Source organism: Pseudoalteromonas sp. Scap25 (assembly GCF_013394125.1).
Classification (GTDB): domain Bacteria; phylum Pseudomonadota; class Gammaproteobacteria; order Enterobacterales; family Alteromonadaceae; genus Pseudoalteromonas.
Genome location: NZ_CP041327.1, coordinates 3,148,247 through 3,172,901 on the forward strand (window position 1 = coordinate 3,148,247; position 24,655 = coordinate 3,172,901).

The window sequence follows — 24,655 nt, forward strand, 5'->3', positions numbered from 1 at the left end:
CCACAAATGACCGCGCTTAACTATGCAACTAAATTAATCTTCAAAATAGGTGTAGCCTTCAAGCCCTGCATTAAGCTCGGCTAAGTAACCTTCTTTACAGTGCTCTGATACATCAAGTTTATTAATCTGAGTGGCAAAGTTATCAGCTAATAACTCGCTATCATAATCAACAAATTTTAATACATCCTTAACGCTGTCACCTTTAATGGCATTGGTTAATACATATCCTTGCTCATTAAGCTCAACATGAACTGAATCGGTATCACCAAATAGGTTATGTAAGTCACCTAAAATCTCTTGGTATGCCCCTACCATAAACATCGCAATATGATACTGCTGACCTTGTGTATATTCAGGAATAGGTAAACTGGTTTCAATTCCTGCACCTTCAACGTACTCACGTATTTGCCCGTCAGAATCACAAGTAATGTCTTGGATAATAGCGCGCTGAGTAAGCGGCTGCGTTAGGTTTTCGATGGGCATAACCGGAAATAACTGCTGAATGCCCCACACATCGGGTAACGACTGAAATAATGAAAAATTCACAAACAGTTTATCGGCTAGTTTTTCGTTTAAATCATCCAGCACTTCGCGGTGAGCTCGTGCATTAGAGCTTAATGAAGCACGAACGCGATGTAAAATAGTAAAGTAAAGCTGCTCTATTTTCGCCCACTCTAGCATGCTTACTAAACCATGTACGTATTGATCGTGTGCTTCACTAAATAAGTGCATTGCATCATGATAAATCTCTAATGCCATACGCGGGTTCAAACGTTGTAAACACTGCCACATTTCATCCAATACTAAGGCACTGTTTTTAACAGGTGGTTCTGGGTTTAAATGATTTGGTGCTTTTTCAACATCAATCACATCGGTAATAAGCACCGCATGATGTGCAGTAAGAGCACGGCCAGATTCGGTAATAATTGCAGGGTGAGCTAAGTTATGTTGGTCGCACACCTCGGCAAATGCATTTACTACATTACGCGCATATTCTTCAACTGTGTAATTCATTGAGCAAGCACTACGTGAGCCTGAACCTTCGTAGTCAACGCCAAGCCCGCCACCCACATCAACAGTATTGAGCGGTACACCGTATTGAGTTAATTCAGCAAAATGGCGAGCACATTCGCGCAAAGCACGATGAATATCGCGAATATTGGCAATTTGAGAACCAATATGAAAATGTACCATTTGCATTAAATGCAACTTGTTATGTTGCTTGAGCACTTCCACTGCACTGAGTACTTGTCCTGCAGTTAAGCCAAACTTACCTTTTTCACCACCGGTATTTTGCCATTTACCTTTACCAACCGAATTTAGGCGAATGCGAATACCAATAGCAGGCTCAATACCTAAATTATCAATTTCTTCCAGCAGTGTGGTTAGCTCAGAGAGTTTTTCAACCACAATTTTAACGCTGTGCCCCATTGCTTGACCAATACAGGCTAAACGTAAAAACTCACTGTCTTTGTAGCCGTTACATACAATAGTAATAGGCTCTTTTGCCACACCTAAAATTGCCATTAGTTCAGGTTTAGAACCGGCTTCAAGCCCCACTAAACCACTTGGGTGTGCCAATAGTTTACTGACTACAGAGCGCTGTTGATTTACTTTTATAGGGTAAACACAGGTGTATTTACCATTATATGCACGGTTGCTACGCGCTTGAGTAAACGCATTGGTGAGCGTATCTACACGGTTTTTTAAAATATCGGTAAAGCGCACCAATACAGGTAAGGTTAATCCTTGCTGTTTAAATTGCTCAGTAAGCTGGCTTAAAGAAATGGCAGGTTTTGTTTGGTCGCCATCCGGATAGGCTATCAATTCACCTTGTGCGTTAATATCAAAATAACCATCGCTCCAATGAGCAACATTGTATGTAGCACGTGCTGTTTCTAAACCCCAAGTCATGGCAACTCTTCTTTATTAAATTAGGTGTAAAGGGGCATTTTAATACGTCACTATCTGCTAAGCTAACAAAAATTGAACTTTCCCCTCTTTATAGCTAACTTTATTCGCTAAAGAGCGTAAAATTTGATTGAGCAATAGCGCAAGCACTGGCAGAATTGCCTCCTTTTTTCATACTCAACCAAAAGTGTAACAACAACTATGGCAAATTTAGATCAAAGTAAGTGGTTTACTGAAATTAGCGACCGCGATGGCAGCGCATTTTCATTACGTATTAACAAAAAGTTAGATGAAAAACAGTCTCCTTTTCAAAAAGTAGAAATGTTTGAAACCACAGACTTTGGTAATTTAATGATCATTGATGGTTGCACTATGGTGAGTAGCCGTGAAAACTTTTTTTATCATGAAATGATCAGCCACCCAGCATTACTAGCACACCCAAACCCTAAAAATGTGGTTATTATTGGCGGCGGCGATTGCGGTACATTACGTGAAGTGCTTAAGCACCCAAGTGTAGAAACTGTGACACAAATCGATATTGACGAAGTAGTTACCCAAATGTCGTTAAAGTACTTCCCAGAGTTATGTGAATCAAATAACGATCCACGTGCCACTGTGATGTTTGACGATGGCATTAAATATATGCGTGAAGCAGCTGGTGAGTCTATTGATGTAGTGATTGTTGATGGAACTGATCCGGTAGGCCCTGGTGAGGGTTTATTTAACCATGCGTTTTATACTAGCTGTTTAAATGCACTTCGCCCTGGTGGAATACTCGTACAACAAAGTGAATCGCCACTTATGCATATGCCACTACTGGTTGAAATGCGCGAAGCTATGCTAAGTGTTGGTTTTAACGACTTGCAAACCCTGCCATTCCCACAACCTATTTACCCAAGTGGTTTATGGTCAGTGACGCTAGCTCGCAAATCTGAAGCATTTAACGGTTTTAGAGAAGATGGCGCAGCAATTATTGCTGAGCATAGTGAATACTACAATGGCGGTATTCATCACGGTGCACTCGCAACACCTAATTACATGAAACGCGCTTTTAACAAAAAATAAAAAGCCATTAATACAAAGTAGGGCTCGCAAGAGCCCTTATATGTTTCTCTTTTTTCTACTAACTAAAACCGAAACTGAGCATTTAATGCTATTTGCTGCTGCGATATTCTCGATGCTTTATTCATAGCTACTCGGTTATCTGCTTGGCTATGAAGCGCTGACCCCTCAATACCTATTTGCCATTGTGGTGTAAGCTGATAACGCCAAGTTGCTGTTAGTCCCTCGCCATGACTAGCATTAGGGTCAAACTTCCAATCGTCTTTGTCTGTCACCTCAAAATAATCGTAACGTACTGAGAAACGGTGGCGTTTTATTTTATGACTCAATAATGCAAAATGACTATAAAATCGAGTATCAACGCCGCGGTTTTGACCCATAGCCGTACCACCCGACATTATTTGGATAATTAATCGTGTTTTCGGTGTAAATTTATTTAGCCATGCGACACTTAAAAATCGAGTATCCCAGGCATATTGACCCGTATTATAATTAAGAGCGCCAGGGTCACCATTGTTATCATAGTAGTACACTCGCAACTGAGACTTTTTTAAATAATCCCAATGTCCACCAACGTAATAACCAAATCGCCCATCGACCTCTTCAAACGGTAAAACTTGGTTTGCTTGAAATTGTAACTGTGGAGTATTTAAAGACGCAACAGGCGCAAAAGCGAGAGCCTCATTAAGTGTTGTTTGGCGATCATGCAAAGCAAAGCCTCGCCAAGCGAGTAATGTCCCCGCAGGATCGTTACCTTTAAATGTCGCACCAACCAAACTAAAACTATGGGCACTATTAAAATTACGGGCTGGGCGTTTAATTGTTGCTTCAACACCTAGCGTTCGCAGCTCTTCACCTACCCAAGAGTTAATTGCCGAATTGGTATAGTTATATGCAGATAACCAGCCCATATCAGGGTTTTCTAATGACAATTGTGGATAAAAGCCACCCACTTTAATATGCCATTTATAATCACTGCGAACTAAAGGTTTATATTGCAGATAAGCCTGACTAACCCCCAAGGTACTTTTTGGGTCTTGATATAAATTAACTACAGCATGGGCAGACCAACTAGAACTTATATCTGCACTTAAATCAATAATTCCCTGAGATAAAACCACACCTTGATTAGCCGCATCATGGCGATATAAACCAATTCCACCCTCTTGCCAGCTTAGTTGTGAATCAGCTTGCACTGCCCTTACTTGCAGCAAACCTTTAACTTGTGCGTTGGCTGAAAAAACACTCAACAAGCAAATAACAACGGCTAAGCCCAATAGACTATTCATAATCGTCAAACTCATCAACTTCAACCCTAATAGGCAAAGTTAGTTTTTGTTTTAACTGATAACTTAATTTATTGTTAGTTATAACAACTTTTTGCGACTCTATGTTGCTAATATCTCTAAAGCCTTCATGCCAAACATTTAGTTTATAGGCTCCATTTGGGATATCGAACGATGCTACTCCTTGCTCATTGGTGATTGCATAATATGGGCTATCCACAACAACAATGTAACCCAACATCCAATCATGAATATTACAACCAAGCTCCACAACTCCTGTTTGTTCAAATGTAATTGGATCTTGTGGTTGTTCTCGATAAAGCTTTAATTCAAATGTTTTGCTTTTAGAAAATGAATACACGTGATGCATTATCGAGTCAGCGTTAGGAAATTCAACTTGGCTGTTTTTTTCAACGACTAAGATATGTGGTGTAAATTGGCGATTTTTTTGTGTCATAGTGAAAAGTGATTTATTTATATTCACGCCAGAGGCTTGATCTGGAGCTAACCAAACAACAACATTTTCTTGAACTTTTTGGTTGTTATTATAAACAGTAACCGTTGCTGCACTACTCTTAAAAACAATGATACAACCTAAAATAGCGAGTAAAATTTTCAGCATATTTTCTTCTTGTTAAATTCTTTTTATTTATTATAGAACTAATTTCATAAAGTTTTGCAGATTAATTAACACACTCTTTTTTAGCTAATTAATTGAATACGTATGCAGCTATCTCGTAATAGTGTGTTCATCACTTTATGCTCATAACCTACGGTTTGACATCAAGGACACACAATGAGATTACCTTTACTACTAGTTGCTTTACTTGCAAGCAGTGCTTTTGCAAAAGAAGCCACGCTGAAATCACCTGATCAAAAAATTAAAATTACCATTTCTGATCAATCATCATCCCCTCATTACTCTATTAGCTTTAATGGTAAGCCTGTTATTGAGCAGTCACGCTTAGGTTTTAGGTTTAAAAGCCAAGCACCATTTGATGACGGCTTTGTTATTAGTGAAGTAACTCGTTCACAAACCGATAGCCAATGGCAGCAACCTTGGGGAGAGCGTCAAACCGTTGTTGATAAGCACAATGAAATTGCCGTTACCTTCAATAAACCTGCGCCCCACGCTGGCACATACACTGTACGATTTAAAGCCTTTGATAGTGGTGTAGGTTTTCGCTATGAAGTCCCTAAGCAAGCCGATTTTGAAAAAACTGAAATTACTAAAGAACTGACCGAATTTGCTATTGCCGCAAAAGATAAAACCACCGCATGGTGGATACCTGCTCGCGGTTGGAACCGTTATGAATATGTCTATAACACTACAGACTTACAAGATGCTGCACTTGTTCATACCCCTTTTACCTTTAAAAATGGTAACGGTGTACATGTCAGCATTCATGAAGCAGCTCTGGTAGATTATGCAGGGATGGTGCTTAACCAGCGTCGCCCAGGTACGTTTAGTGCCGATTTAACACCGTGGTCTGATGGCATTGCGGTTAAGAAGCGCGGCGCATTCAATACTCCTTGGCGCACCATTCAAATAGGTGAGCGAGCGATAGACTTAGTTAATTCAGATATTATTTTAAACCTGAATGAGCCAAATAAACTCGGTGATGTGTCGTGGGTTAAACCAGGTAAATATGTAGGTATTTGGTGGGGAATGCACATCAATGAAACAACTTGGGGCAGTGGAGAAAAACACGGTGCCACCACAAAAAATACTAAATACTATATGGACTTTGCCGCTGAGTATGGCTTTGACGGCGTATTAGTTGAAGGTTGGAACACAGGTTGGGATGGCGACTGGTTTTATAATGGTGATGTATTTAGCTTTACTAAGCCTTATGACGATTTCGATATTGTAGCGCTTACACAGTACAGTAAAGAAAAAGGGGTGCAGTTAATTGGTCATCATGAAACCTCTGGCAATGTCAGCAATTATCGCGACCAAATGGAAGATGCTTTTGCGCTTTATGAAAAATCGAATGTAAGCCAAATAAAAACTGGTTATGTGGCCGATGGTGCCAATATAAAACGCATAGATGAAAACGGCATTGCCCGCTTTGAATGGCATGACGGCCAATTTATGGTAAATGAATACTTACATAACATTAAACTTGCCGCTAAATACAAGCTAAGCATCAACACACATGAACCAATAAAAGACACGGGTCTGCGCCGCACTTACCCTAACTGGATTGCCCGTGAAGGTGCGCGTGGTCAAGAGTTTAACGCATGGGGCACACCACCCAATCCACCAGAACACATTCCCATGCTTGCCTTTACGCGTATGCTGGCAGGACCAATGGACTTTACCCCTGGTATTTTTGATATGAGCTTTAATGGCTTAGGGGACGAGACAAATCGCCCACAAACAACACTAGCAAAGCAATTAGCATTGTATGTAGTAATGTACAGCCCAATTCAAATGGCGGCGGATTTACCACGGAATTATTTAGCTAAACCCGATGCTTTTCAGTTCATTCAAGACGTACCAACCGATTGGCAGCAAAGTATTGCGCTTGATGGTGAAGTAGGCGACTTTATTGTATTTGCACGCAAAGAGCGCAAGCGCGATAACTATTCAGGGAACGATTGGTACTTAGGTGCAGTGACTGACGAAAATGCCCGCACCATTGAGATTAAACTCGACTTTTTAGATAAAGATAAACAGTTTGAAGCGCAAATCTACCAAGACGGTAAAAACGCTGAGTGGAAGAACAATCCTTATGATTTAAGCATTGAAAAACGCACTGTTACCGCAAGCGATAAGCTAACATTAAAATTGGCCACCAGTGGCGGTACAGCCATTCGTTTTAAAGCTCTCTAGTAGTTAATCTGAACTCTAGATAATAAATTAACGCTATCTGCAACCATGCAGATAGCGTTATTAGCTTGGATTAGTAACCTTTATTGGTAGGTATATTTGCGCACTTAAACCACCTTCAGGGCGATTAGAGAGCACCACCTTGCCGCCATGCATATCGATAATACGCTTAATAATTGCAAGGCCTAGGCCGCTACCTTCACTACCGCGAGCTGCATCACCTTGTTTAAACGGCTCAAACACAGACTCCAACTCGCTTTCAGGAATACCCGGACCACTATCGTTGACCGCAATAACCACATATTTTTTATTGGAATTAAAATAACTGAGTACTTCAATATCACCCTCTGAGTAGCGTAGTGCATTTTCTATCATATTGGTCACTACTCGCTTAATCGCGACACTACTTATGGGAATTTTTCCAATATTAGGATTCGGTTTAAACGTGATCGCACGTTGATGCTTAAGCTCACTTTGTACGACTTCACCAAGGAGCGCATTAATATCTTCGCAGGTTTGTTCTTCACGTTTATGATGGCGTAAATATTCGATAAATTGATCGATAATGCCATTCATATCTTCAATATCGTAAATAATGCCTTCACGTAAATAATCATCTTCATCAACCATCATTTCTGTGGCTAAACGAATACGCGTAAGCGGTGTGCGTAAATCATGAGAAACACCGGCCATAAGTAATCGACGGTCGTTTTCAAGGGCAGCAATACCTCGCGACATTTGATTAAAGGCGCGCGTTACCTCAATAACCTCGCTCGACCCTTGCTCTTGTAACTTGGTACTAAAGTCGCCTACCCCTACTTTTATCGCAGCTTGTTGTAATGCTTTTAGTGGTCGGTTCAAATGCCTGGCAAATAACCAACCTCCTAGTACACTTAAAAAGCCGATACTAGAAAGATAAAAGGTTAAAAACTCAAGGTTACTTTCTTTAAATCCGGTGAGCGGCACTTTGACCCAATAACCCGGCGCCTGCGGGGCTTCTACCCAATAAATAAGCGGATCAGTTTGACTAATGCGCACCCGAGAAAAGCCATTTAATTGCTCAGACATACTACGCGATAGCCCAGAATACTCACGACTTTGGCCTAAACCATGACGCATAGCTTCACGCTGAGTCATTACTTCAATGCCGGTTATTTCAAAAAACTTCTCAGAGACTTCATCGGTGACTTCAACGCCATCTTCCCAATCAATAAACACGGTTTTAATTTGCTTAGCCAGCATTAAATTAACTTGTTCAATGGTGGGTTTAACCACATATAAACTTACCGTGACGTAGGAGACTATTTGGTTAATAAGCAACAAAGCGGCAACCAAAAATACGGTTTGTCCAAACGCACTACGCGGAAACATTCCCATAATGATTACTTTTCACCGTCAGGAACAAATACATAACCTAAACCCCATACCGTTTGAATATAGCGTGGGTTAGCGGCATCGACTTCGATCATCCTACGAAGACGTGATACTTGAACATCAATACTGCGCTCAAGCGCACTGTAGTCTCGCCCTCTAGCTAAGTTCATTAATTTATCACGACTTAATGGCTCACGCGGATGAGACACTAACGCTTTTAGCACCGCAAATTCACCACTAGTGAGTGACACCGTGTTATCGCCTTCACTCATTTCGCGGGTGGCTAAATTTAGGGTAAATTTACCAAACGCAATTAAGTTCTCCTGCGCTGAAGGCGCCCCTGGTACTTCTTTTGATTGGCGACGTAAAATAGCTTTTATACGTGCTAATAGCTCGCGAGGGTTAAATGGTTTCGGAATATAATCGTCAGCGCCGAGTTCTAGGCCAATAATGCGGTCTACTTCATCACCTTTGGCGGTAAGCATAACAATAGGGATTTGGTTTTCTTTTTGGCGTAAACGTCTACAAATAGAAAGCCCATCTTCGCCGGGCAGCATTAAATCAAGTACCATTAGATGAAAGTTTTCACGCTCAATTAGTCTATCCATTTGCTCTGAATCCGCAGCTGTTCTGACAATAAACCCTTGCTCTACCAAGTAGCGTTCCAGCAAACTACGCAAACGTTTATCGTCATCAACCACCAATACTTTTACTGTCTCTTGTCCCATAATTTGTTGCTTATTTTTATAATTTATTAATCGTTAATATAAATGAAAAACTTAATAATAAAAAACTAATTAAGTGCTTAGATTGTTACTGAACATTTCAAATTCATTGATAGCTATTTTATCTCGACAAGCTGCCTTTATTTTAATACCTTGCCACACATGAAGATTAAACAAGAACTCAGCGTGAAAACAAATTTAATTACTCGCGAAGGTTATTTACAACTGCAGCAAGAACATGATCATCTTTGGAATGAAAAACGCCCAGAAGTAACTAAAATAGTGAGCTGGGCTGCTAGTCTAGGTGATCGCTCTGAAAACGCAGACTATCAGTACAACAAACGTTTACTACGCCAAATTGACCGTCGTGTTCGCTATTTACGAAAACGCATCCCCGATCTAAAAATTGTTGACTACTCACCCGTACAAGACGGCAAAGTTTTTTTTGGAGCGTGGGTAGAAATAGAAAACGAGGCCGGTGAGTGTAAAAATTTTAGAATTGTCGGCCCCGATGAAATTTATGATCGCAACGACTATATTTCTATCGATTCACCAATGGCGCGAGCGCTATTAAAAAAACAAGTAGACGATGATTTTGAGGTCATGACTCCTCAAGGTGCTAAGCAGTGGTACGTAAATAACATTACCTATCAAAAATGACATCGCTTAGTTTTGATTCAGATCACATTAACTTTTTATTGTTTATATTATCTGAGTAAGCTATAACTAAAGTTACTCAAGTAATGTTGTATTAACTTGAGAGTAGTTAATTAAGGTCACCATTATGTCAAACATAACAGCGCGCATATTACAAAATGCTCTCGTGTTTGCACTCTTCATGAGTGTGAGTTTGACATTGCATGGCGCACCTAAAAATAACAAACTTGATGCTGGTTTTGCTCCAGCTGAATTTATTGTTTGTGACTCCCCTGACCAAGCAAACCTCGACACCGATATAGATTCTCTTGATGGTGTTATTGCGCTTAGAGAAATCCAACCACTTTCTTTAGCGTTTTTCTTTCATTATGAAAGTCGATTTTTAGCCACTGCCTACAGTAATGCAAACCCGCGAGCGCCACCCGTTATTTAATTTAATAACTTGCTTTTAAACATTATTAAATTTTTATAACTATTTATTTAGGTGGATATTATGTCTAACTTTAAAGAACTCCGTACCCAAGACATTTCGCATGGCACTATTGCTGATACTTTTACTAATGAGGCTGTGATTGATTTAACCTCTCCAGCAACACGTATAGTAACTAGCTTTACTCAAACAAGTCCTATGCGCGCAGCGTTTGATACAACCATTGAACAAGCATCAAAACAGTTAAATGCTCAGCCCTCTGATTTTATTTTAGTGACTGACGAACAACAAAAACTAATTGGTATTGTCGCAAGTGCTGATTTACAAAGCTCAAAAATCATGATTTTATCGCAGCGTTTAGGCTTGCCTCGTAGTGAAATTAGCTTACGCTATTTAATGACACCGCTGAGTAATTTAATGGGTGTAAGTATGAAAAGCTTAAGCTATTCATGTATCGGTGATGCACTGCAAACTATGGAGCATCATGGCGCTATGTTTATATTAGTTACTGCGGCTAATAATGAAATAAGTGGTTTAATTTCAGCACGCGATATAGCACGTAAGCTGCAAATTCCTGTTCATATTAGCCCAATAGCGCACACATTTAGTGAAGTACTCGAAAGTGTAGAGCACCCTCACTAAATCCGCTTTTTATTGCCCCAGCAATGGCATCTTAAAGCAAGTAAAATAGCTTGCTTTAAGAGCTTTTTATTACCCTCCCCTGTGATATTATTCAAGACATTGACGCATCAGTTAACTTTTTAGCTGGTCTTATTTTTTGTATTAAAAGGTTTTTGCATGAGCGATATCTCTGCACGTTTAGCAACGGAGCTAAATGCACAGCAGCAACAAGTGGTTGCAGCAACAAAGTTACTTGATGAAGGCGCAACCGTCCCCTTTATTGCCCGTTACAGAAAAGAAGTGACCGGTGGATTAGATGACACCCAACTACGCCTTCTAGAACAACGTTTATCTTATTTGCGTGAACTTGAAGAGCGTCGTGGATTTATCCTGTCGACGATAGAATCACAAAATAAGCTTAGTGCTGAATTAGCGGCTGATATTAAAGCTGCACAAAGTAAAACCGAACTAGAAGACTTATATTTACCTTATAAAGCAAAGCGCCGCACTAAAGGTCAAATAGCTATTGAAGCCGGTTTAGAACCACTAGCTGATGCGTTATTTAACGATCCAATGCTTGACCCAGACGCTGAGGCTGCAAAATTTATTAATGCCGAAAAAGCGATTGTCGATACTAAAGCAGCGCTTGATGGTGCTAAGTTTATTTTGATGGAGCGCTTTGCTGAAGACGCTAAATTACTCGCTAAATTTAGAAGTCATATTAGTCAAAATGGAGCGATTGAAAGTAAACTTATTGATGGCCAAGAACAAGCGGGGGCTAAATACCGAGACTACTTTGAACATCAAGAACCATTAAAAAAAGTCCCCTCGCATCGAGCATTAGCCATGCTAAGAGCACGTAACGAAGGTATTTTACAGTTAACTATTAATCCTGAGCCTAACGCTGAAAACCCAGCGCAATTGTGTGCACAGATGATCAGCGATCATTACCGCCTAGATATTAAAAACAAACCTGCCAGCGCTTGGTTATTAACTGTAGTGCAATGGGCGTGGAAAATTAAGCTTGGATTACATTTAGAAAATGAATTTTTAGCCGCAATGCGTGAAAAAGCCGAAACCGGTGCCATTGATGTATTTGCTAAAAACTTAAAAGACTTATTAATGGCAGCCCCTGCTGGCCCTCGCACTACGTTAGGCTTAGATCCTGGTTTACGTACCGGTTGTAAAATTGCCGTGGTTGATAGCACAGGTAAGCTGCTTGCTACCCAAACGATTTTCCCACATGCACCACAAAATCATTGGGATAAATCATTACGCACGCTCGAGCAATTATGTCGCCAGCATAAAGTTGAGCTCATTGCGATTGGTAACGGTACCGCTTCTCGCGAATCAGATAAACTAGTTGGCGAGCTTATCAAAGCCAATACTGAGCTTAAACTAAATAAAATCATGGTCAGTGAGGCCGGCGCTTCGGTTTACTCCGCTTCTGAGTTCGCTGCTAATGAATTTCCAAATTTAGATGTATCTTTACGTGGTGCCGTATCTATTGCACGTCGCCTTCAAGATCCATTGGCTGAGCTGGTTAAAATAGAGCCTAAGTCTATTGGTGTAGGCCAATATCAACATGATGTATCACAAAGCCAACTAGGACAAAGCCTAATCTCAGTGGTAGAAGACTGTGTAAACAGTGTGGGTGTTGATTTAAATATGGCCTCTGTACCTTTGCTTGCACGTGTTTCTGGTTTAAACAAAACCTTAGCGCAAAATATTGTAAGCTACCGTGATACAAATGGGTCATTTACAAAACGTAGTCAGTTGAAAAAAGTAGAGCGCTTAGGGCCAAAAGCATTTGAACAAGCAGCCGGCTTTTTACGCATTAACAATGGCAGCGATCCACTAGACAACTCATCAGTTCACCCTGAAGCATACCCTATCGTTAAGCGTATTTGTGAGCACAATCAGGTAGACGTAAATAACCTCATTGGTAACAAAGAGTTTTTAAATAAGCTCGCTGCAAATGACTATATTGACGATAAATTTGGTCTGCCTACCGTGACCGATATTATTAGCGAACTTGATAAGCCAGGTCGTGATCCGCGCCCTGAATTTAAAACTGCTGAGTTTAAAGCAGGCGTTGAAAAAATTAGTGATTTAAAACCAGGCATGATTTTAGAAGGCGTGGTATCGAACGTAGCTAATTTTGGCGCATTTGTGGATGTTGGTGTCCATCAAGATGGACTAGTGCATATTTCGGCTATTACTAATAAGTTTATTTCAGACCCACGAGAAGTGGTTAAAGCTGGTGACATCGTTAAAGTGAAAGTGGTTGAAGTTGACGCTGCACGTAAACGTATTAGCTTTACCATGCGCCTAGATGACGAGATAGACACTAGCAATAAAGCTGCCCCTGCGGCGGTGCAAAAGCCACGTGGCAACAATGCAAACCAATCGCGAGCGCCCAAACCTAAGCGCGACACAGGCAATGCCATGATGGGAAATGCGTTTGCTGATGCCTTTGCAAATGCGAAAGTGAAAAAATAAAATGACCCCATAAAAAAACCGCTTAGGCGGTTTTTTTATGGCTATTAAATATAAGGTTTAGTTTAAATTTGTGCTGAGAATTGGCTTTGAGTCGCAGGTGATGTGGCCAGTTGATAAAAACTAGCAATGCGCCCAGCACGCGCTTCTACTTCAACATCACGCGATTGCTCTTCGCTTTTAGCAGTTTTTACTTCTGAACTTTCACTGTTAGAAAACGACGCACTGACTCTGCTTTTATCTTCGCTGCTATCTTCGTCATCAGCTGAAGCTAACTCAGCTTGTGCTGCGGCTATCTTTTGAGTGGCATCTGCCGCAATTGCCCTATCGGCACCTGAAGGCTCAGCCGGCGCGAGTGCTGCAGCACGTACCGTTTGCATTTTTTCAATAGTTGCTTGAGGGTCGCCATTGATAACCCCAACATCTATCGGTACTTCACCACCTACCGCATAGTTAGTACCATCGGGCCCTCTTTGATATTCGTAGCTAGGAGAGCCCGCATATTGTCCACCCACAGCGGCATGCGCTTGCTCATGTGTTCGTACTTCAGTGTCGCGCGCTTTAAGTTCTTTAATTTGCTGTAATTCTTGCTCAAGTTGCAGTTCTTCTTGCTCACTAACTTCTTCTGCAGCTTGTTGTTTTTCTTGCTCGGCATTATCTTGATCGCTATCAGCATTGCCTTCGCGTTGCGCAATCGTTTTATCGTCTGCAATTTTGCCACTCGCATTGTAGGTTGAGCTGTCGCTATTTCCTGGCAGTTTGGCTTTTTCTGCATCACTTTGAGCTTTGTTTTCGGTGCTACCAGCGGTGTTCGCAGCGGCTGGGGGAATGACTTCACGTAGCTGGTTGTCACGCCGAGCAGTCTCCGTATAAACATTTGCGGTGTTTATATTAATAGACGGAAACGGCGTGACAATATTCATGAGAAATTACACTTTAATATCAACTAAAGTGCCTAATACGTCATCTGCAGTTTGGATAGATTGCGTGTTTGCCTTAGCATTAAACTCTTCAACTTTTAAGTTTACTAACGCATCATCAATTCGTGCAGGTTGAGATACTGGCGCGGTGACTGCTTCTTCAGGGCGAGCGGCCGTTAATTGACGTTGCTGCGCTAGTTGAGAGTCGTCTTGCTGCTCTATGCTGGCACGATTAATCTCAGCGCTGGCTTTTTCAATTCCTTGGCTGGCTCTATTAAACCCTTCAACACCACTATTGAATACAGATCCTATTGGCATAATAATAAACCTCCAGCAAATAAATATTGTTTAATTATCGCTCAAAAATCACGCAAAATAAAGCTTTAAACCGCAGTAATCATGGCTTTGCTTCAAAGCATTGATTTAACGGCAGATAAAAATTCACTTTTATGAGAAATAAAAGGCGCATGTGATGCTTTGTCTATCACTTCGTATTCAAAGTCAGCATTAAGTGCCACCATTTTCTCAATGGCCCGATAAGGAACGAGAGAGTCTAAGCGTCCAAAAATGCCGCGAAGAGTCACTGGACATTGAGCAAATAATTCGCGTAAATCTTCATTTTTCAGTATGTCTAGCCCTGCACTTAAAGCCTCGTTATTCGGAGGCGGTGACTGACTCAATAACTGCTTTAACTGTTTTACATCATCGCGAGCCGACTCACTGCCCATTGCCTGAATTGCCAAAAAGCGCTCTATCGTTTTTGAACGCTCTTGCAACAACTGCTCTTTGAACTGTGTTAATACTTTAGGCTTAATGCCAGCCCATGGTAATTGCTCTGCAAAAAAGGGCGTTGAGGCAACTAAAATGACTTTTGATACTTTTTCAGGCCAATGTTTGGCAATATAAATAGCAAACAACCCACCTAAAGACCATCCCATTAGCACCGATTGTGGCTTTAACTGCTCACTCACCTGCTTTGCAGCATCGTGTAATGTATATGGGCTTAAAGAGGCGTTATTATCACCATAACCGGGTAAATCCAAACAGCGCACTTTACCTGAATATAAAAACTCTAATTCTGGTTTTATTAACTGCCACACACCTTGGCTCATTCCCCAACCATGTAACAACACACATTCATTTTGCATATTTGCCTAACCTTAACCAAACTTGAGTTCTATGATAGCGCTTTAAAAGGAGTTTGTAATGAGGATCATCAGCGAATGAAACTCAGCCTAAGTGATTGGCTATTCCCCTCTTACTGTGTGTTATGTCAAAGTCAGATTCATAGCTCAATGGGACTGTGTCAATTTTGTTTAGATGACTTGCCATTGCTAGATTTGGCCGAGCATGACAATTTATTTTACCGCCCTGATATTGTAGAAATGTTTCCTAACTGCAACTTTGAAAAGCTGTTTGCCTGTGCTTTTTACCAGCCCCCTTTTGATTTATGGTTAAAGCAGCTTAAATTTAATAATCAAATCCATTATAAAAAAGCACTACAGCAAGTCATAAAAAAACAACTTAGGGTTTTTATGACTAAACACCCTGCCGCTGTTGATGCATTTATAATTTTACCTTTACATAAAGCGCGCTTTTTAACGCGTGGGTTTAATCAAGTCACCCAAGTATGGCAGCCCTGTTTAGGGTCAAATAAAGTATTAAATAATGCGTTGCTTCGCCATAAACACACCTCGGCACAATCACAATTAAGCAAAGCTAAAAGAGTTAAAAATTTACAGCAGGCTTTTTCATGCAAAATTAATTTAGAGGGAAAAACGGTAGTAATTATCGATGATATTATGACTACAGGAGCAACTCTTAATGCGGCTACATTATCGTTAAAAGAAGCGGGCGCTAAACACGTATGGGCATTTACCACGTGCTTAACGCCACTTTAGGGCGTGTTAGTTTCCACTCACGCGAAAGGTGTGGCCGAAAAATAAAGCATTACTTAACAATCGGCTGGTGCCATACCAGTACCCTCTAAATACAGGGTTGTCAGTCATCGCAATAACACTACCTCGCCCATAAGAATGCGCCATTAACGCAGCTCCACCGGCCACTTGCTCTACATTTACTGCATCGGTAAAACCAGCAAGGAGCGGCTGCTGTGTGTAGGTAAGTATATTTACAAACGGTGCTTGCGAGGCTTCCAATAGCCAGGTGCTATTTTTAAATACAGGTAGTGTGTCACGCTTAAATGAAAATGTCAGAGGGTGAGTTGTATCTACCTTGGTATTAAATATCGCACCGGCAATACGCTGGCGACCCGCTAAGTGGTCTTTGTCTGCATATTTTAAACCTTGAGTATCGAATGCCCCAGCCACATCTTTACGCGATAAGTAGCTTGCTTTTAATAGCTGCTGATCGGCTAAAAACTTCGCCCCGCCTTTATGTCCCCAAATAACACCACCTTTCCTTACCCAGCTTTTTATAGCAACTTTATCGGAATCAGATAAAGTAGAATAATTACCATGTGGCAACACAATATGGCTGTAATTACTGAGCTCTAAAGACGCTAAACGCTCCATTTCAACAATGGTTGGCGCTACACCCACAAAACGGTCTAGGTAGTACCACACTTCTCCCGCTTCATATTGGCTCACGCCTTTACCACCAACCAATAACACCTTAGGTGCAGAAACCACAGCCATAGAGCGAGACCCTAAATCAGCACCTTTACTAGTTAAACCGGTAGTAATTGGTTTAACTTCAATCCCAAACTGGCTTTGTGCTTGGTTTAACTTTGTCACCCAGTTGGTGTCAGTTTGAAGTCCTGCTGGAATAATAATACTACCTGCGTCAAAGTTTACTTCTGCATTGGTTGATACTGCTGTTAATGGTTTTAATGCAACACGAGCTTTAATGCCTTGCTGTAACAGACTATTGAGCATTTTTGGGGCTTGCATGTCATTCCATGCAAATCCATAGGCGTAATTGTTAGTCAGTGACGCTAACTCTGGCTGCTTTGGTTTTTGCCAAGCTGTTTTTTCTACCTCTAATCCCCAGCGGCTGTTTACTTTAGCAAATGGTAAATTAAACGCATGCGCTAATGTCCAACCCGACACATCGTAAAAGGTGTTATCGGCAAAGTTTTGTTGCTCACTAAAAATAGCTTTAACTAATCGATATTGTGGTTGCGCAAGCGGTACAAAATAACTATTAGCGGTAAAGTTTTTACCTTCAGCTTTTAGCCCTTCTTTAACGGGATAAGCATTAATTTGATGTTGTTTAAGTATGCTTAAAAAGTCGTTAGTACGGGTATGATCTTCATCTGCTTGAACAATATAGCCTTGATAGTCTTCATCTTTGGCAAGCTCAACTGCTTTGTTATAAAAGTTAGCTTGATACTCAAGCAAAGCTTGGCGGTTATCAATCGCCGCTTTAAACGTTGATAAGCTCGTTAAAAGTTGGTTTTTAATTGTAAACGCAAACGTTAGCGGACCATTGATCGTTTCTTGAATATGGCCACGAGAACTTGCTTGTTCAAATAAAATACCCACACCCCCGTTTACATCGGGGTAGGTAGAGCCTTTACCATAATAAAAGTCATCAAAGCTTTCTTCTGTAAAGTATAGCGCGTTGTTTTCATCTAATGTTTTAGCATGATAATTTGCAATCGCTTTGGTAAGGCTCACATTTTCTTCAGGCGTAATTGGGTGTTTACGACTTGGGATACCCGGTTGAAAAAAGTAGCTACTATTTGGCCCCATTTCATGAAAGTCAGTTAAAATATTAGGTTTCCAATAATGAAACTTAGCAATCCGAGCCCGCGACTCTGGGTGCTGTAACAACAACCAATCACGGTTTAAATCAAACCAATAATGGTTTGTACGGCTGCTTGGCCAGCTCTCTACATGCTCTCGGGTTTGCGGATCTGACGATAAGTTCATACCGCGATTACTATTAGCCCAATTTGCAAAACGTGCTAGTCCATCTGGGTTAAGCGACGGGTCGAGTAAAATAACCGTATTGTTAAGTAGCTCATTTATTTCATCGCCTTGCGCTGCAGCTAAATAATAAGCGACTAGTAACGCTGCATTACTACCTGATGATTCGTTACCATGAACACTGTAACCCATCCACACGACACTGGGCTGCTCTGCTGTTTTATTGTTTGAATTATTTAGGCGAGCTAAATGTGCTTGGCGAGTTTTTTCTATATTTTTTAATTTGTTAGCCGCTGTAATCGTAAGCATAACTAACGGGCGCTGTTCGTGAGTTCGGCCTATTACTTCAAAATTAATTCGATCGCTTTTTTGAGCTAAAATTTCCATGTAGCGAACAAGTTGGTCATGCCTTACATGCCACTCACCCACTTGATAACCCAGTACCTCTTGTGGTGTTGGTATGGTGGAATCAAATTCAACCTGTTGCTCAAAATAATAAGATAGGGGCTTTGCCATACTTGAAAAACTGGCCAGCACCACCACTACTGTTAATATGAAGCGCATATAAATCACTCTAAAAATGTTTGTTAAATGCACGCTACCATTGCTTAAAATAGATGCCAACTTTTTACGCTCAACACTAGCCGCAACACGATGAGCGGAGTATGATATGCAGTATCCGAGTAATTTAGTCAAGTATAGACGGTATTATGATTTCTATTTCCGAAACAGCGCAAGCGCATTTTGCTAAGCTATTAGCAGATCAATCTCAACAAACGAATATTCGTGTGTTTGTTGTTAACCCTGGTACATCACAAGCTGAATGTGGTGTTTCTTATTGTCCAGAAGACGCGGTAGAAGAGAGCGATATTCGCCTAAATTTTAACGGCTTTGATGCAGTTGTTGATGCTGAAAGCGCGCCTTTCTTAGCCGAAGCTGAAATTGATTTTGTTACCGACAAAATGGGCACGCAGCTAACCCTTAAAGCACCTAATGCTAAAGCACGTAAACTAGGTGAAGATGCCAGCTTGAATGAGCGTGTGCAACACATGCTAGAAACTGAAGTAAACCCACAACTTGCCAACCATGGCGGCCAAGTTAGCTTGGTAGAGATCACTGCAGCTGGTGTTGCTGTACTTCAGTTTGGTGGTGGTTGTAATGGGTGTTCTATGATCGATGTCACACTAAAAGAAGGCATTGAAAAAGAAATGATTGCTAAATTTGATGAGATCACAGGTGTGTCTGACATTACCGATCATGAAGCAGGCGAGCATTCTTACTACTAAGCATTAATCTATTATGCTAAAGCCACTTATTTACCGCTTAGGGAGTGACCCTAAGTTGAGTTTAAAGCGCTTTTTTCGCGGGCTAGCACTGTTTGTGCTAGCCGTGATATTTATCGCTGTGGGCTATTACAGCCATTACAGTTTACAAGTTCTTGGCTTGGTTATTTTAGCCCCCGCTTTATTTTTTGCTTTTTGGGGCTATGCGGGTATTTTTGCTAACCGCTTTTCTCAAGTATTAAAAAATATCCCTTCCAAAAATAACGACCCCGATCTGTGGAAGTAACGGTTTATATCAACTCGCTTATTTAAGTAATTGATTGTTAGCTTTTAGTTTTTGATATTTAACGATAAGCGTAACGCCTCGCATAAGCATAAAACAACTCATAGCTAACCATAACCCATTATTTTGCCAATCCTGAAATAGCCAAAACACCCCAAAAAAACCTACAATCGCTGAAAGCAACATACTGTTTCGCATCGCTTTAGCGCGGGTCAGACCAACAAAAATACCATCGAACAAAAAACAGCTCATAGCTAAAATAGGCAATACTATTACCCAAGGTAAGTAGTGAATGGCCTCGTCAATAACCTCTGGTACATTAGTTAATAGCTTAATAATACTACTGCCAAATACTATAAAAAACACACTATATAAAATGCCAAATAACATGCCCCAAAATACACTGATTTTTACCCATAGCCTTATCTTCTCGACACTTTGTTGACCTTTAGCTTGACCTACTTTGGCCTCACTTGCATAGGCAATTCCATCAAGTGCAAAGCTAACTAACATTAAAAAGTTGAGTAGAACGGCATTAGCAGCCAATGTGGTTTCACCTAAGCGGGCTGCATAAAAGGTCATAAAGCTAAAACATAATTGCAGTACTAAAGAGCGAATAAAAATATCGCGGTTTAAGCTCAGAAGTCCTGCCATTTTTTCCACACTAAACCAATTTGCTACAGCCAAACTCATACCATGCTTTTTAGCAAGTTGAGCCACTAGCAATAAAGTAAATACAAGCGCGATATAGTCAGCAATAAGTGATGCCCACGCAGCCCCAACAACCGCCCAATCAAGGTACACTACAAAATAAATATCGAGCACAATATTAGTAATGTTAGTGACTAAAAGTAAATAAAATGGCCCTCGTCCATAATGCACGCCCAACATCCAGCCTAGTAAAACTAAATTACATAGCGCTGCAGGGGCGCTAAAAATACGAATACTAAAATAGCGATAGGCTTCATTGAGCACATCACTATTGGCAGCAGATAAATAGGCAATAGCGTGTTTTATAAGGGGGGATAATAAAATCAGAATTAAAGCTACGCTACTGGCTAATAACAAACTGCGTTTAAGTAAGGCTGCCAGCTGAGTTAAATCATTTTGACCATAAGCCTGCGCCACCAGCCCAGTGGTACTCATTCTTAAAAATCCAGCGAGCCAAAATAAAATAGAGATCACAGTTGAACCCAAAGCAATACCGGCTAAATAATGCGCGCTCCCCAAATGACCAATCACAGCCGTATCAACAATTCCTAACAACGGGACGGTAATATTTGATAATATCATCGGACCGGCTAACAACAACAAGCTTTTATGGTGTGCTTTATTATGTATAAGAAATTGTTTCATTTAGTATTATTATTCCTGATTTGTGGTTCTTTGCGCGCGCAAGCAGCTGTTATTCTACAGTATCATCACGTCAGTGAAACCCTTCCCGCTGTCACCAGCGTGAGTGCCAATACTTTTACTAAACACTTAAATTATTTAAAAGAGCATAACTTTAACGTTATTCCATTAAATGAGCTGATTAGTGCATTACAACAAGGTAAGGCTTTAGAGAACAAAACAATCGCGATTACCTTTGATGATGGTTACAACAATAATTACGACCAAGCTGCCCCTATCCTAGAGAAGTTTGGCTATCCGTACACTATTTTTATAAACCCAAAACTCATTGATGAACAGGCGGGTTACGTTATGGGGTGGGATAAGCTCAGGGAGCTTGCTAAAAAAGGGGCGCTTATTGCAAATCATAGTGCCGAGCATAACTACCTACATAAAAAGCGCAAGAATGAATCGCCTAGCCAATGGCGCGAACGCACTAAAAAAGACATTCTTAGTTCTCAACAGCGCATCAAAGATGAAATAGGTCACGATTACAAATACCTTGCCTATCCATACGGAGAGTTTAACAATCAACTGCAAGCACTCGTCACTGAATTAGGTTTTATTGGTATTGGCCAACACTCAGGAGCCGTTAATCAACACTCTGACTTTAGCCGCTTACCGCGCTTCCCTGCCTCTGGTTTTTATAGCAAACTAGAGACGTTAATTACCAAGATAAATTCGACTGCCTTTACTATTAATAAGCTAACCTATGAAGATAGTGTAACTTCACAAAATCCACCATCACTCACTATAAAACTTAAGACAGACGACTTTCATAAGAGTCAATTTGCCTGTTATGTATCAAGCGTTGGTCAAGCTAATTTAGATTGGTTAGACGATAATACAGTTGAGGTAACATCGCCAAAACAACTTAATAAAGGCCGCTCACGCTTTAATTGTACTGCTCCGTCAATAAAACAAGCTGGCAGTTATTATTGGTTTTCGCAGCCTTGGGTGATCAACTAAGTTTTACTTTTTTATAACTTGATTTAATAACCGCTGGGTCATTTTCTCCAGCGGTACGACTTCATTTGCTGCCCCCATATCAATAGCAGCTTTGGGCATACCCCATACCACAGACGAATACTCATCTTGCGCAAGTGTGTATGCACCTTGTTGCTTTAATGCGAGCAATCCTTTTGCACCATCACTTCCCATACCGGTTAATAGTGTGGCAACAATATGTTTTGCACCAATTTCCAGTAATGAGTCAAATAAAACATCCACCGCGGGTTTATGTCTATTAACAGCTTCTCCATCATCAAGCTGACAATACAAAGCACTACCTTGTTTATTAATTCGTAAATGAAGCCCACCCGGGGCTATATAAGCGCAACCTGCTAGCAATTTATCACCTTGCTGGGCTTCTTTTACGTTAATAGTACAAGTACGCTGCATCCGCTCTGCAAATGAGGTGCTGAATACGGGAGGAATATGCTGAGTAATTACAATTGGAGGGCAATTTTTGGGCATACGTATAAGCACTTCTTTTATCGCCTCGGTTCCCCCTGTTGACGCACCAATCGCTATCACTTTATTTACTAAAAATTCGGCATTAGTGGGGATAGGCTCTGCTACAGTACTATTTTTTTTGTGGCCTCGAACTCGCGCACTGGCCGCTACTCTTACTTTTTGCTGAACAATATCAGCATATTGGCTCATTTGTTGTTTAACATTAACTACTGGCTTTGCAATAAAATCAACCGCCCCCAGTTCAAGCGCTTCAAGGGTGATAGGTGAGCCTTTTTGAGTAAGAGTGGAAATCATTACTACGGGCATAGGCCTTAAGCGCATTAAGTTTTTTAAAAAGCTAATGCCGTCCATTTTTGGCATTTCAACATCCAGTGTTAGTACATCCGGATTATGCTTTTTGATCATCTCTCTGGCTTCGTATGGGTCTTGTGCACAGCCCACTACCACAATGTCTTTTGCCTGTTGCAGTATCTCTGTCAGTAATTGCCTGATCAGTGCCGAGTCATCAATTATTAATACTCTAATCATAGCCATCCTTAAAACAGTTCTATATCCGTGGCTTTAGTTTGCTGTTCAAGATTATGTAAGTAACGCACTTCACGTTTTTCAATAGTGTTATTATGTAAATTTCTTAGCTTTTTAACCTGTACTTTTCCATTATGAGGATTAAAAAATATTTTGCGCGGCCAAGGTCCGCCCATATCATGCGCCACTAAGTTTAGCGCTTCTTCTGCTATATATGCATTGGCAAAACTGATATTGCCAATACCAATATCTGTCATTGCGCTAATTATTTTGCCTCCCCCAAACAGTTTTACTTTTAAGTTTGCCCGAGAAGCGCCATTTTTAAGCACTTCATTAATTAAATATTCCATAGCCCAGTTACCATAACGACAATTTAAACTATGCGCTTGGTCAATTCGTTCACCTTTTTGAATAGGTAGCATAAAGTGATTGATCCCGCCTATGCCTAGCTTATCGTCGTAAACACAGGCAGCAATGCACGATCCGAGCACGGTAGTGATCAGCTCATCGTTTTTAGAAACATAAAATTCACCTGGCAATACCTTAGCGACCACTTGATCTCGCGTGGCATCCCAATAACGTTTAATATGCTCAAATCCCGCTAATACTGGCTTAAATTGTGTTTGCATGGGCTACTTTTTGATACATGGTTTTCCCTAAGTTTTTAAATAAGACATGCTCTTTTCCCATGGTTTCTGAATGCCCTAAAAATAAATAACCTTGGTTATTTAAAATATCGGCATAACGGTTAAAAAGCTGATCCTTTGTCTCTTTATCAAAGTAAATCACTACATTTCTGCACAAGATCAAATCAAATGGACCCTTCATAGGCCAATCTTGGAGTAAGTTTAAACGCTTAAATGAAATACATTGCTGTAGCTTGGGTTTCACTTTATAACTTTGACCGTCTTTGCTAGTTAAAAACCAGCGCTTGAGCAGTGCATCATCCAATCCATTCACATTTGCCGCAGTATAAATACCGCTCTGAGCTTTAGCTAATACATTAGAATCAAGATCAGTTGCTAAAATTTTCACATCCCAATCACTTGGAAAAGCCCCTTGTAACGTCATAGCTAAACTGTAGGGCTCTTCACCGGTAGAGCAGCCAGCAGACCAAATGCGAACGCGCTTAGTCTGTTTATTTGTTTTTAACAGCGTTGGTATAAACTGCTCTTTTATAAACTCAAAGTGATGAATTTCACGAAAAAAAGAGGTTAGATTGGTAGTAATGGCATTAATAAATGCATCAAACTCCTGATCCTTATGATTTTTTAAGTAATCTAGGTAACTAGAAAAGTTTGTTAATTTACGCTCACGAATTCGCCTTGCTAATCGTGAGTAAACCATTTCACGCTTATGCTCCCCAAGCACAATACCACAAGCGTTATACACTAAATGAGCCACTTCCTTAAAATCGCTATCCGTTAATAAAAACTCTTTCATTATGCACTCTCAAATAAATATAAAGATAGATTCAAACTA

The 24,655-nt window shown here is 40.6% G+C and carries 23 protein-coding genes; 10 read left to right on the plus strand and 13 right to left on the minus strand.

From position 1 onward, the window contains the following. Window positions 1-33: 33 nt before the first annotated feature. Window positions 34-1,914: a biosynthetic arginine decarboxylase gene (gene speA, locus FLM54_RS14565; protein ID WP_178956728.1), complete on the minus strand. Its 1,881-nt coding sequence runs from the start codon at window positions 1,912-1,914 to the stop codon at window positions 34-36. 198 nt (window positions 1,915-2,112) lie between these two features. On the opposite strand from speA, the gene speE reads away from it, so the two are divergent. Then, complete coding sequence (gene speE, locus FLM54_RS14570) at window positions 2,113-2,976, plus strand: polyamine aminopropyltransferase (protein ID WP_138608318.1); 864 nt, start codon at window positions 2,113-2,115, stop codon at window positions 2,974-2,976. A gap of 62 nt (window positions 2,977-3,038) precedes the next feature. Here the strand turns inward: speE and FLM54_RS14575 are convergent, their stop codons facing one another. Further along, on the minus strand, window positions 3,039-4,277 hold the full coding sequence (locus tag FLM54_RS14575) for a hypothetical protein (RefSeq protein WP_178956729.1): 1,239 nt from the start codon (window positions 4,275-4,277) through the stop codon (window positions 3,039-3,041). Continuing rightward, the gene (locus FLM54_RS14580) at window positions 4,255-4,881 is read right to left on the minus strand and encodes a methylamine utilization protein (protein ID WP_138570699.1); all 627 of its coding nucleotides are present in this window, start codon (window positions 4,879-4,881) and stop codon (window positions 4,255-4,257) included. Before FLM54_RS14580 ends, FLM54_RS14575 begins: the two co-directional genes overlap by 23 nt. Before the next feature lie 174 nt (window positions 4,882-5,055). Here FLM54_RS14580 and FLM54_RS14585 point away from each other — a divergent pair, with 174 nt between their 5' ends. Then, window positions 5,056-7,098 carry a glycoside hydrolase family 97 protein gene (locus FLM54_RS14585; protein ID WP_178956730.1) on the plus strand — a complete coding sequence of 681 codons (2,043 nt, stop codon included), beginning with the start codon at window positions 5,056-5,058 and terminating at the stop codon, window positions 7,096-7,098. Between the two features lie 60 nt (window positions 7,099-7,158). On the opposite strand, the gene envZ is transcribed toward FLM54_RS14585, so the two are convergent. Beyond that, a complete protein-coding gene (gene envZ / locus FLM54_RS14590; RefSeq protein ID WP_055012728.1) occupies window positions 7,159-8,472 on the minus strand; it encodes a two-component system sensor histidine kinase EnvZ in 1,314 nt (437 codons plus the stop codon). A 5-nt stretch (window positions 8,473-8,477) separates the two neighbouring features. Beyond that, a complete protein-coding gene (gene ompR, locus FLM54_RS14595; protein WP_008109519.1) occupies window positions 8,478-9,197 on the minus strand; it encodes a two-component system response regulator OmpR in 720 nt (239 codons plus the stop codon). 183 nt (window positions 9,198-9,380) lie between these two features. On the opposite strand from ompR, the gene greB reads away from it, so the two are divergent. The 4 genes from greB (at window position 9,381) to FLM54_RS14615 (ending at window position 13,404) form a co-directional block, all read left to right on the plus strand. Continuing rightward, window positions 9,381-9,854, plus strand: coding sequence for a transcription elongation factor GreB (gene greB / locus FLM54_RS14600; protein WP_010392431.1), 474 nt, complete (start codon window positions 9,381-9,383; stop codon window positions 9,852-9,854). A 124-nt stretch (window positions 9,855-9,978) separates the two neighbouring features. Further along, the gene (locus FLM54_RS14605) at window positions 9,979-10,284 is read left to right on the plus strand and encodes a hypothetical protein (protein ID WP_178956731.1); all 306 of its coding nucleotides are present in this window, start codon (window positions 9,979-9,981) and stop codon (window positions 10,282-10,284) included. A gap of 60 nt (window positions 10,285-10,344) precedes the next feature. Continuing rightward, window positions 10,345-10,923, plus strand: coding sequence for a CBS domain-containing protein (locus tag FLM54_RS14610; RefSeq protein WP_138608328.1), 579 nt, complete (start codon window positions 10,345-10,347; stop codon window positions 10,921-10,923). A gap of 156 nt (window positions 10,924-11,079) precedes the next feature. Next, a complete protein-coding gene (locus FLM54_RS14615; RefSeq protein ID WP_054202833.1) occupies window positions 11,080-13,404 on the plus strand; it encodes a Tex family protein in 2,325 nt (774 codons plus the stop codon). A gap of 62 nt (window positions 13,405-13,466) precedes the next feature. Here the strand turns inward: FLM54_RS14615 and FLM54_RS14620 are convergent, their stop codons facing one another. The 3 genes from FLM54_RS14620 to bioH form a co-directional block, all read right to left on the minus strand. Beyond that, a complete protein-coding gene (locus tag FLM54_RS14620; protein ID WP_178956732.1) occupies window positions 13,467-14,324 on the minus strand; it encodes a putative metalloprotease CJM1_0395 family protein in 858 nt (285 codons plus the stop codon). A gap of 6 nt (window positions 14,325-14,330) precedes the next feature. Further along, entirely contained in the window at window positions 14,331-14,639 is a 309-nt protein-coding gene (locus FLM54_RS14625) for a hypothetical protein (RefSeq protein ID WP_008112879.1), read from the minus strand. A 92-nt stretch (window positions 14,640-14,731) separates the two neighbouring features. Next, complete coding sequence (gene bioH / locus FLM54_RS14630; RefSeq protein ID WP_178956733.1) at window positions 14,732-15,469, minus strand: pimeloyl-ACP methyl ester esterase BioH; 738 nt, start codon at window positions 15,467-15,469, stop codon at window positions 14,732-14,734. Window positions 15,470-15,544: 75 nt separating this feature from the next. Here bioH and FLM54_RS14635 point away from each other — a divergent pair, with 75 nt between their 5' ends. Next, window positions 15,545-16,222, plus strand: a complete 678-nt coding sequence (locus tag FLM54_RS14635; RefSeq protein ID WP_010392416.1) for a ComF family protein — start codon at window positions 15,545-15,547, stop codon at window positions 16,220-16,222. Window positions 16,223-16,228: 6 nt separating this feature from the next. On the opposite strand, the gene FLM54_RS14640 is transcribed toward FLM54_RS14635, so the two are convergent. Then, on the minus strand, window positions 16,229-18,778 hold the full coding sequence (locus FLM54_RS14640; protein WP_178956734.1) for a M14 metallopeptidase family protein: 2,550 nt from the start codon (window positions 18,776-18,778) through the stop codon (window positions 16,229-16,231). 146 nt (window positions 18,779-18,924) lie between these two features. On the opposite strand from FLM54_RS14640, the gene nfuA reads away from it, so the two are divergent. Both nfuA and FLM54_RS14650 read left to right on the plus strand, forming a co-directional pair. After that, a complete protein-coding gene (gene nfuA, locus FLM54_RS14645) occupies window positions 18,925-19,500 on the plus strand; it encodes a Fe-S biogenesis protein NfuA (RefSeq protein WP_008465569.1) in 576 nt (191 codons plus the stop codon). Window positions 19,501-19,513: 13 nt separating this feature from the next. Next, a complete protein-coding gene (locus tag FLM54_RS14650; protein ID WP_138608336.1) occupies window positions 19,514-19,783 on the plus strand; it encodes a hypothetical protein in 270 nt (89 codons plus the stop codon). Window positions 19,784-19,801: 18 nt separating this feature from the next. Here the strand turns inward: FLM54_RS14650 and FLM54_RS14655 are convergent, their stop codons facing one another. Then, window positions 19,802-21,136: an MATE family efflux transporter gene (locus tag FLM54_RS14655; protein WP_256729581.1), complete on the minus strand. Its 1,335-nt coding sequence runs from the start codon at window positions 21,134-21,136 to the stop codon at window positions 19,802-19,804. Here FLM54_RS14655 and FLM54_RS14660 point away from each other — a divergent pair. Then, window positions 21,116-22,141, plus strand: a complete 1,026-nt coding sequence (locus FLM54_RS14660) for a polysaccharide deacetylase family protein (protein WP_178956735.1) — start codon at window positions 21,116-21,118, stop codon at window positions 22,139-22,141. The two genes, FLM54_RS14655 and FLM54_RS14660, sit on opposite strands and share 21 nt — an antisense overlap. A gap of 3 nt (window positions 22,142-22,144) precedes the next feature. On the opposite strand, the gene FLM54_RS14665 is transcribed toward FLM54_RS14660, so the two are convergent. From FLM54_RS14665 to FLM54_RS14675, 3 genes are read right to left on the minus strand one after another with little or no spacing between them, the layout of a single operon-like run. Continuing rightward, window positions 22,145-23,176, minus strand: coding sequence for a chemotaxis response regulator protein-glutamate methylesterase (locus tag FLM54_RS14665; RefSeq protein ID WP_306171945.1), 1,032 nt, complete (start codon window positions 23,174-23,176; stop codon window positions 22,145-22,147). A gap of 8 nt (window positions 23,177-23,184) precedes the next feature. Then, window positions 23,185-23,802 carry a chemoreceptor glutamine deamidase CheD gene (gene cheD, locus FLM54_RS14670; RefSeq protein WP_138608343.1) on the minus strand — a complete coding sequence of 206 codons (618 nt, stop codon included), beginning with the start codon at window positions 23,800-23,802 and terminating at the stop codon, window positions 23,185-23,187. Then, the gene (locus FLM54_RS14675) at window positions 23,786-24,616 is read right to left on the minus strand and encodes a CheR family methyltransferase (protein WP_131691797.1); all 831 of its coding nucleotides are present in this window, start codon (window positions 24,614-24,616) and stop codon (window positions 23,786-23,788) included. The genes cheD and FLM54_RS14675 overlap by 17 nt, the downstream gene beginning before the upstream one ends. Between the last annotated feature and the right edge of the window lie 39 nt (window positions 24,617-24,655).

What these genes read in the sequence shown, in the direction of transcription:
- speA (WP_178956728.1), bottom strand. Translation starts at nt 1,914, where the DNA reads ATGACTTGGGGTTTAGAAACAGCACGTGCTACATACAATGTTGCTCAT.
- speE (WP_138608318.1), top strand. Translation starts at nt 2,113, where the DNA reads ATGGCAAATTTAGATCAAAGTAAGTGGTTTACTGAAATTAGCGACCGC.
- FLM54_RS14575 (WP_178956729.1), bottom strand. Translation starts at nt 4,277, where the DNA reads ATGAGTTTGACGATTATGAATAGTCTATTGGGCTTAGCCGTTGTTATT.
- FLM54_RS14580 (WP_138570699.1), bottom strand. Translation starts at nt 4,881, where the DNA reads ATGCTGAAAATTTTACTCGCTATTTTAGGTTGTATCATTGTTTTTAAG.
- FLM54_RS14585 (WP_178956730.1), top strand. Translation starts at nt 5,056, where the DNA reads ATGAGATTACCTTTACTACTAGTTGCTTTACTTGCAAGCAGTGCTTTT.
- envZ (WP_055012728.1), bottom strand. Translation starts at nt 8,472, where the DNA reads ATGGGAATGTTTCCGCGTAGTGCGTTTGGACAAACCGTATTTTTGGTT.
- ompR (WP_008109519.1), bottom strand. Translation starts at nt 9,197, where the DNA reads ATGGGACAAGAGACAGTAAAAGTATTGGTGGTTGATGACGATAAACGT.
- FLM54_RS14605 (WP_178956731.1), top strand. Translation starts at nt 9,979, where the DNA reads ATGTCAAACATAACAGCGCGCATATTACAAAATGCTCTCGTGTTTGCA.
- FLM54_RS14610 (WP_138608328.1), top strand. Translation starts at nt 10,345, where the DNA reads ATGTCTAACTTTAAAGAACTCCGTACCCAAGACATTTCGCATGGCACT.
- FLM54_RS14615 (WP_054202833.1), top strand. Translation starts at nt 11,080, where the DNA reads ATGAGCGATATCTCTGCACGTTTAGCAACGGAGCTAAATGCACAGCAG.
- FLM54_RS14620 (WP_178956732.1), bottom strand. Translation starts at nt 14,324, where the DNA reads ATGAATATTGTCACGCCGTTTCCGTCTATTAATATAAACACCGCAAAT.
- FLM54_RS14625 (WP_008112879.1), bottom strand. Translation starts at nt 14,639, where the DNA reads ATGCCAATAGGATCTGTATTCAATAGTGGTGTTGAAGGGTTTAATAGA.
- bioH (WP_178956733.1), bottom strand. Translation starts at nt 15,469, where the DNA reads ATGCAAAATGAATGTGTGTTGTTACATGGTTGGGGAATGAGCCAAGGT.
- FLM54_RS14635 (WP_010392416.1), top strand. Translation starts at nt 15,545, where the DNA reads ATGAAACTCAGCCTAAGTGATTGGCTATTCCCCTCTTACTGTGTGTTA.
- FLM54_RS14640 (WP_178956734.1), bottom strand. Translation starts at nt 18,778, where the DNA reads ATGCGCTTCATATTAACAGTAGTGGTGGTGCTGGCCAGTTTTTCAAGT.
- nfuA (WP_008465569.1), top strand. Translation starts at nt 18,925, where the DNA reads ATGATTTCTATTTCCGAAACAGCGCAAGCGCATTTTGCTAAGCTATTA.
- FLM54_RS14650 (WP_138608336.1), top strand. Translation starts at nt 19,514, where the DNA reads ATGCTAAAGCCACTTATTTACCGCTTAGGGAGTGACCCTAAGTTGAGT.
- FLM54_RS14660 (WP_178956735.1), top strand. Translation starts at nt 21,116, where the DNA reads ATGTATAAGAAATTGTTTCATTTAGTATTATTATTCCTGATTTGTGGT.
- FLM54_RS14655 (WP_256729581.1), bottom strand. Translation starts at nt 21,136, where the DNA reads ATGAAACAATTTCTTATACATAATAAAGCACACCATAAAAGCTTGTTG.
- FLM54_RS14665 (WP_306171945.1), bottom strand. Translation starts at nt 23,176, where the DNA reads ATGATTAGAGTATTAATAATTGATGACTCGGCACTGATCAGGCAATTA.
- cheD (WP_138608343.1), bottom strand. Translation starts at nt 23,802, where the DNA reads ATGCAAACACAATTTAAGCCAGTATTAGCGGGATTTGAGCATATTAAA.
- FLM54_RS14675 (WP_131691797.1), bottom strand. Translation starts at nt 24,616, where the DNA reads ATGAAAGAGTTTTTATTAACGGATAGCGATTTTAAGGAAGTGGCTCAT.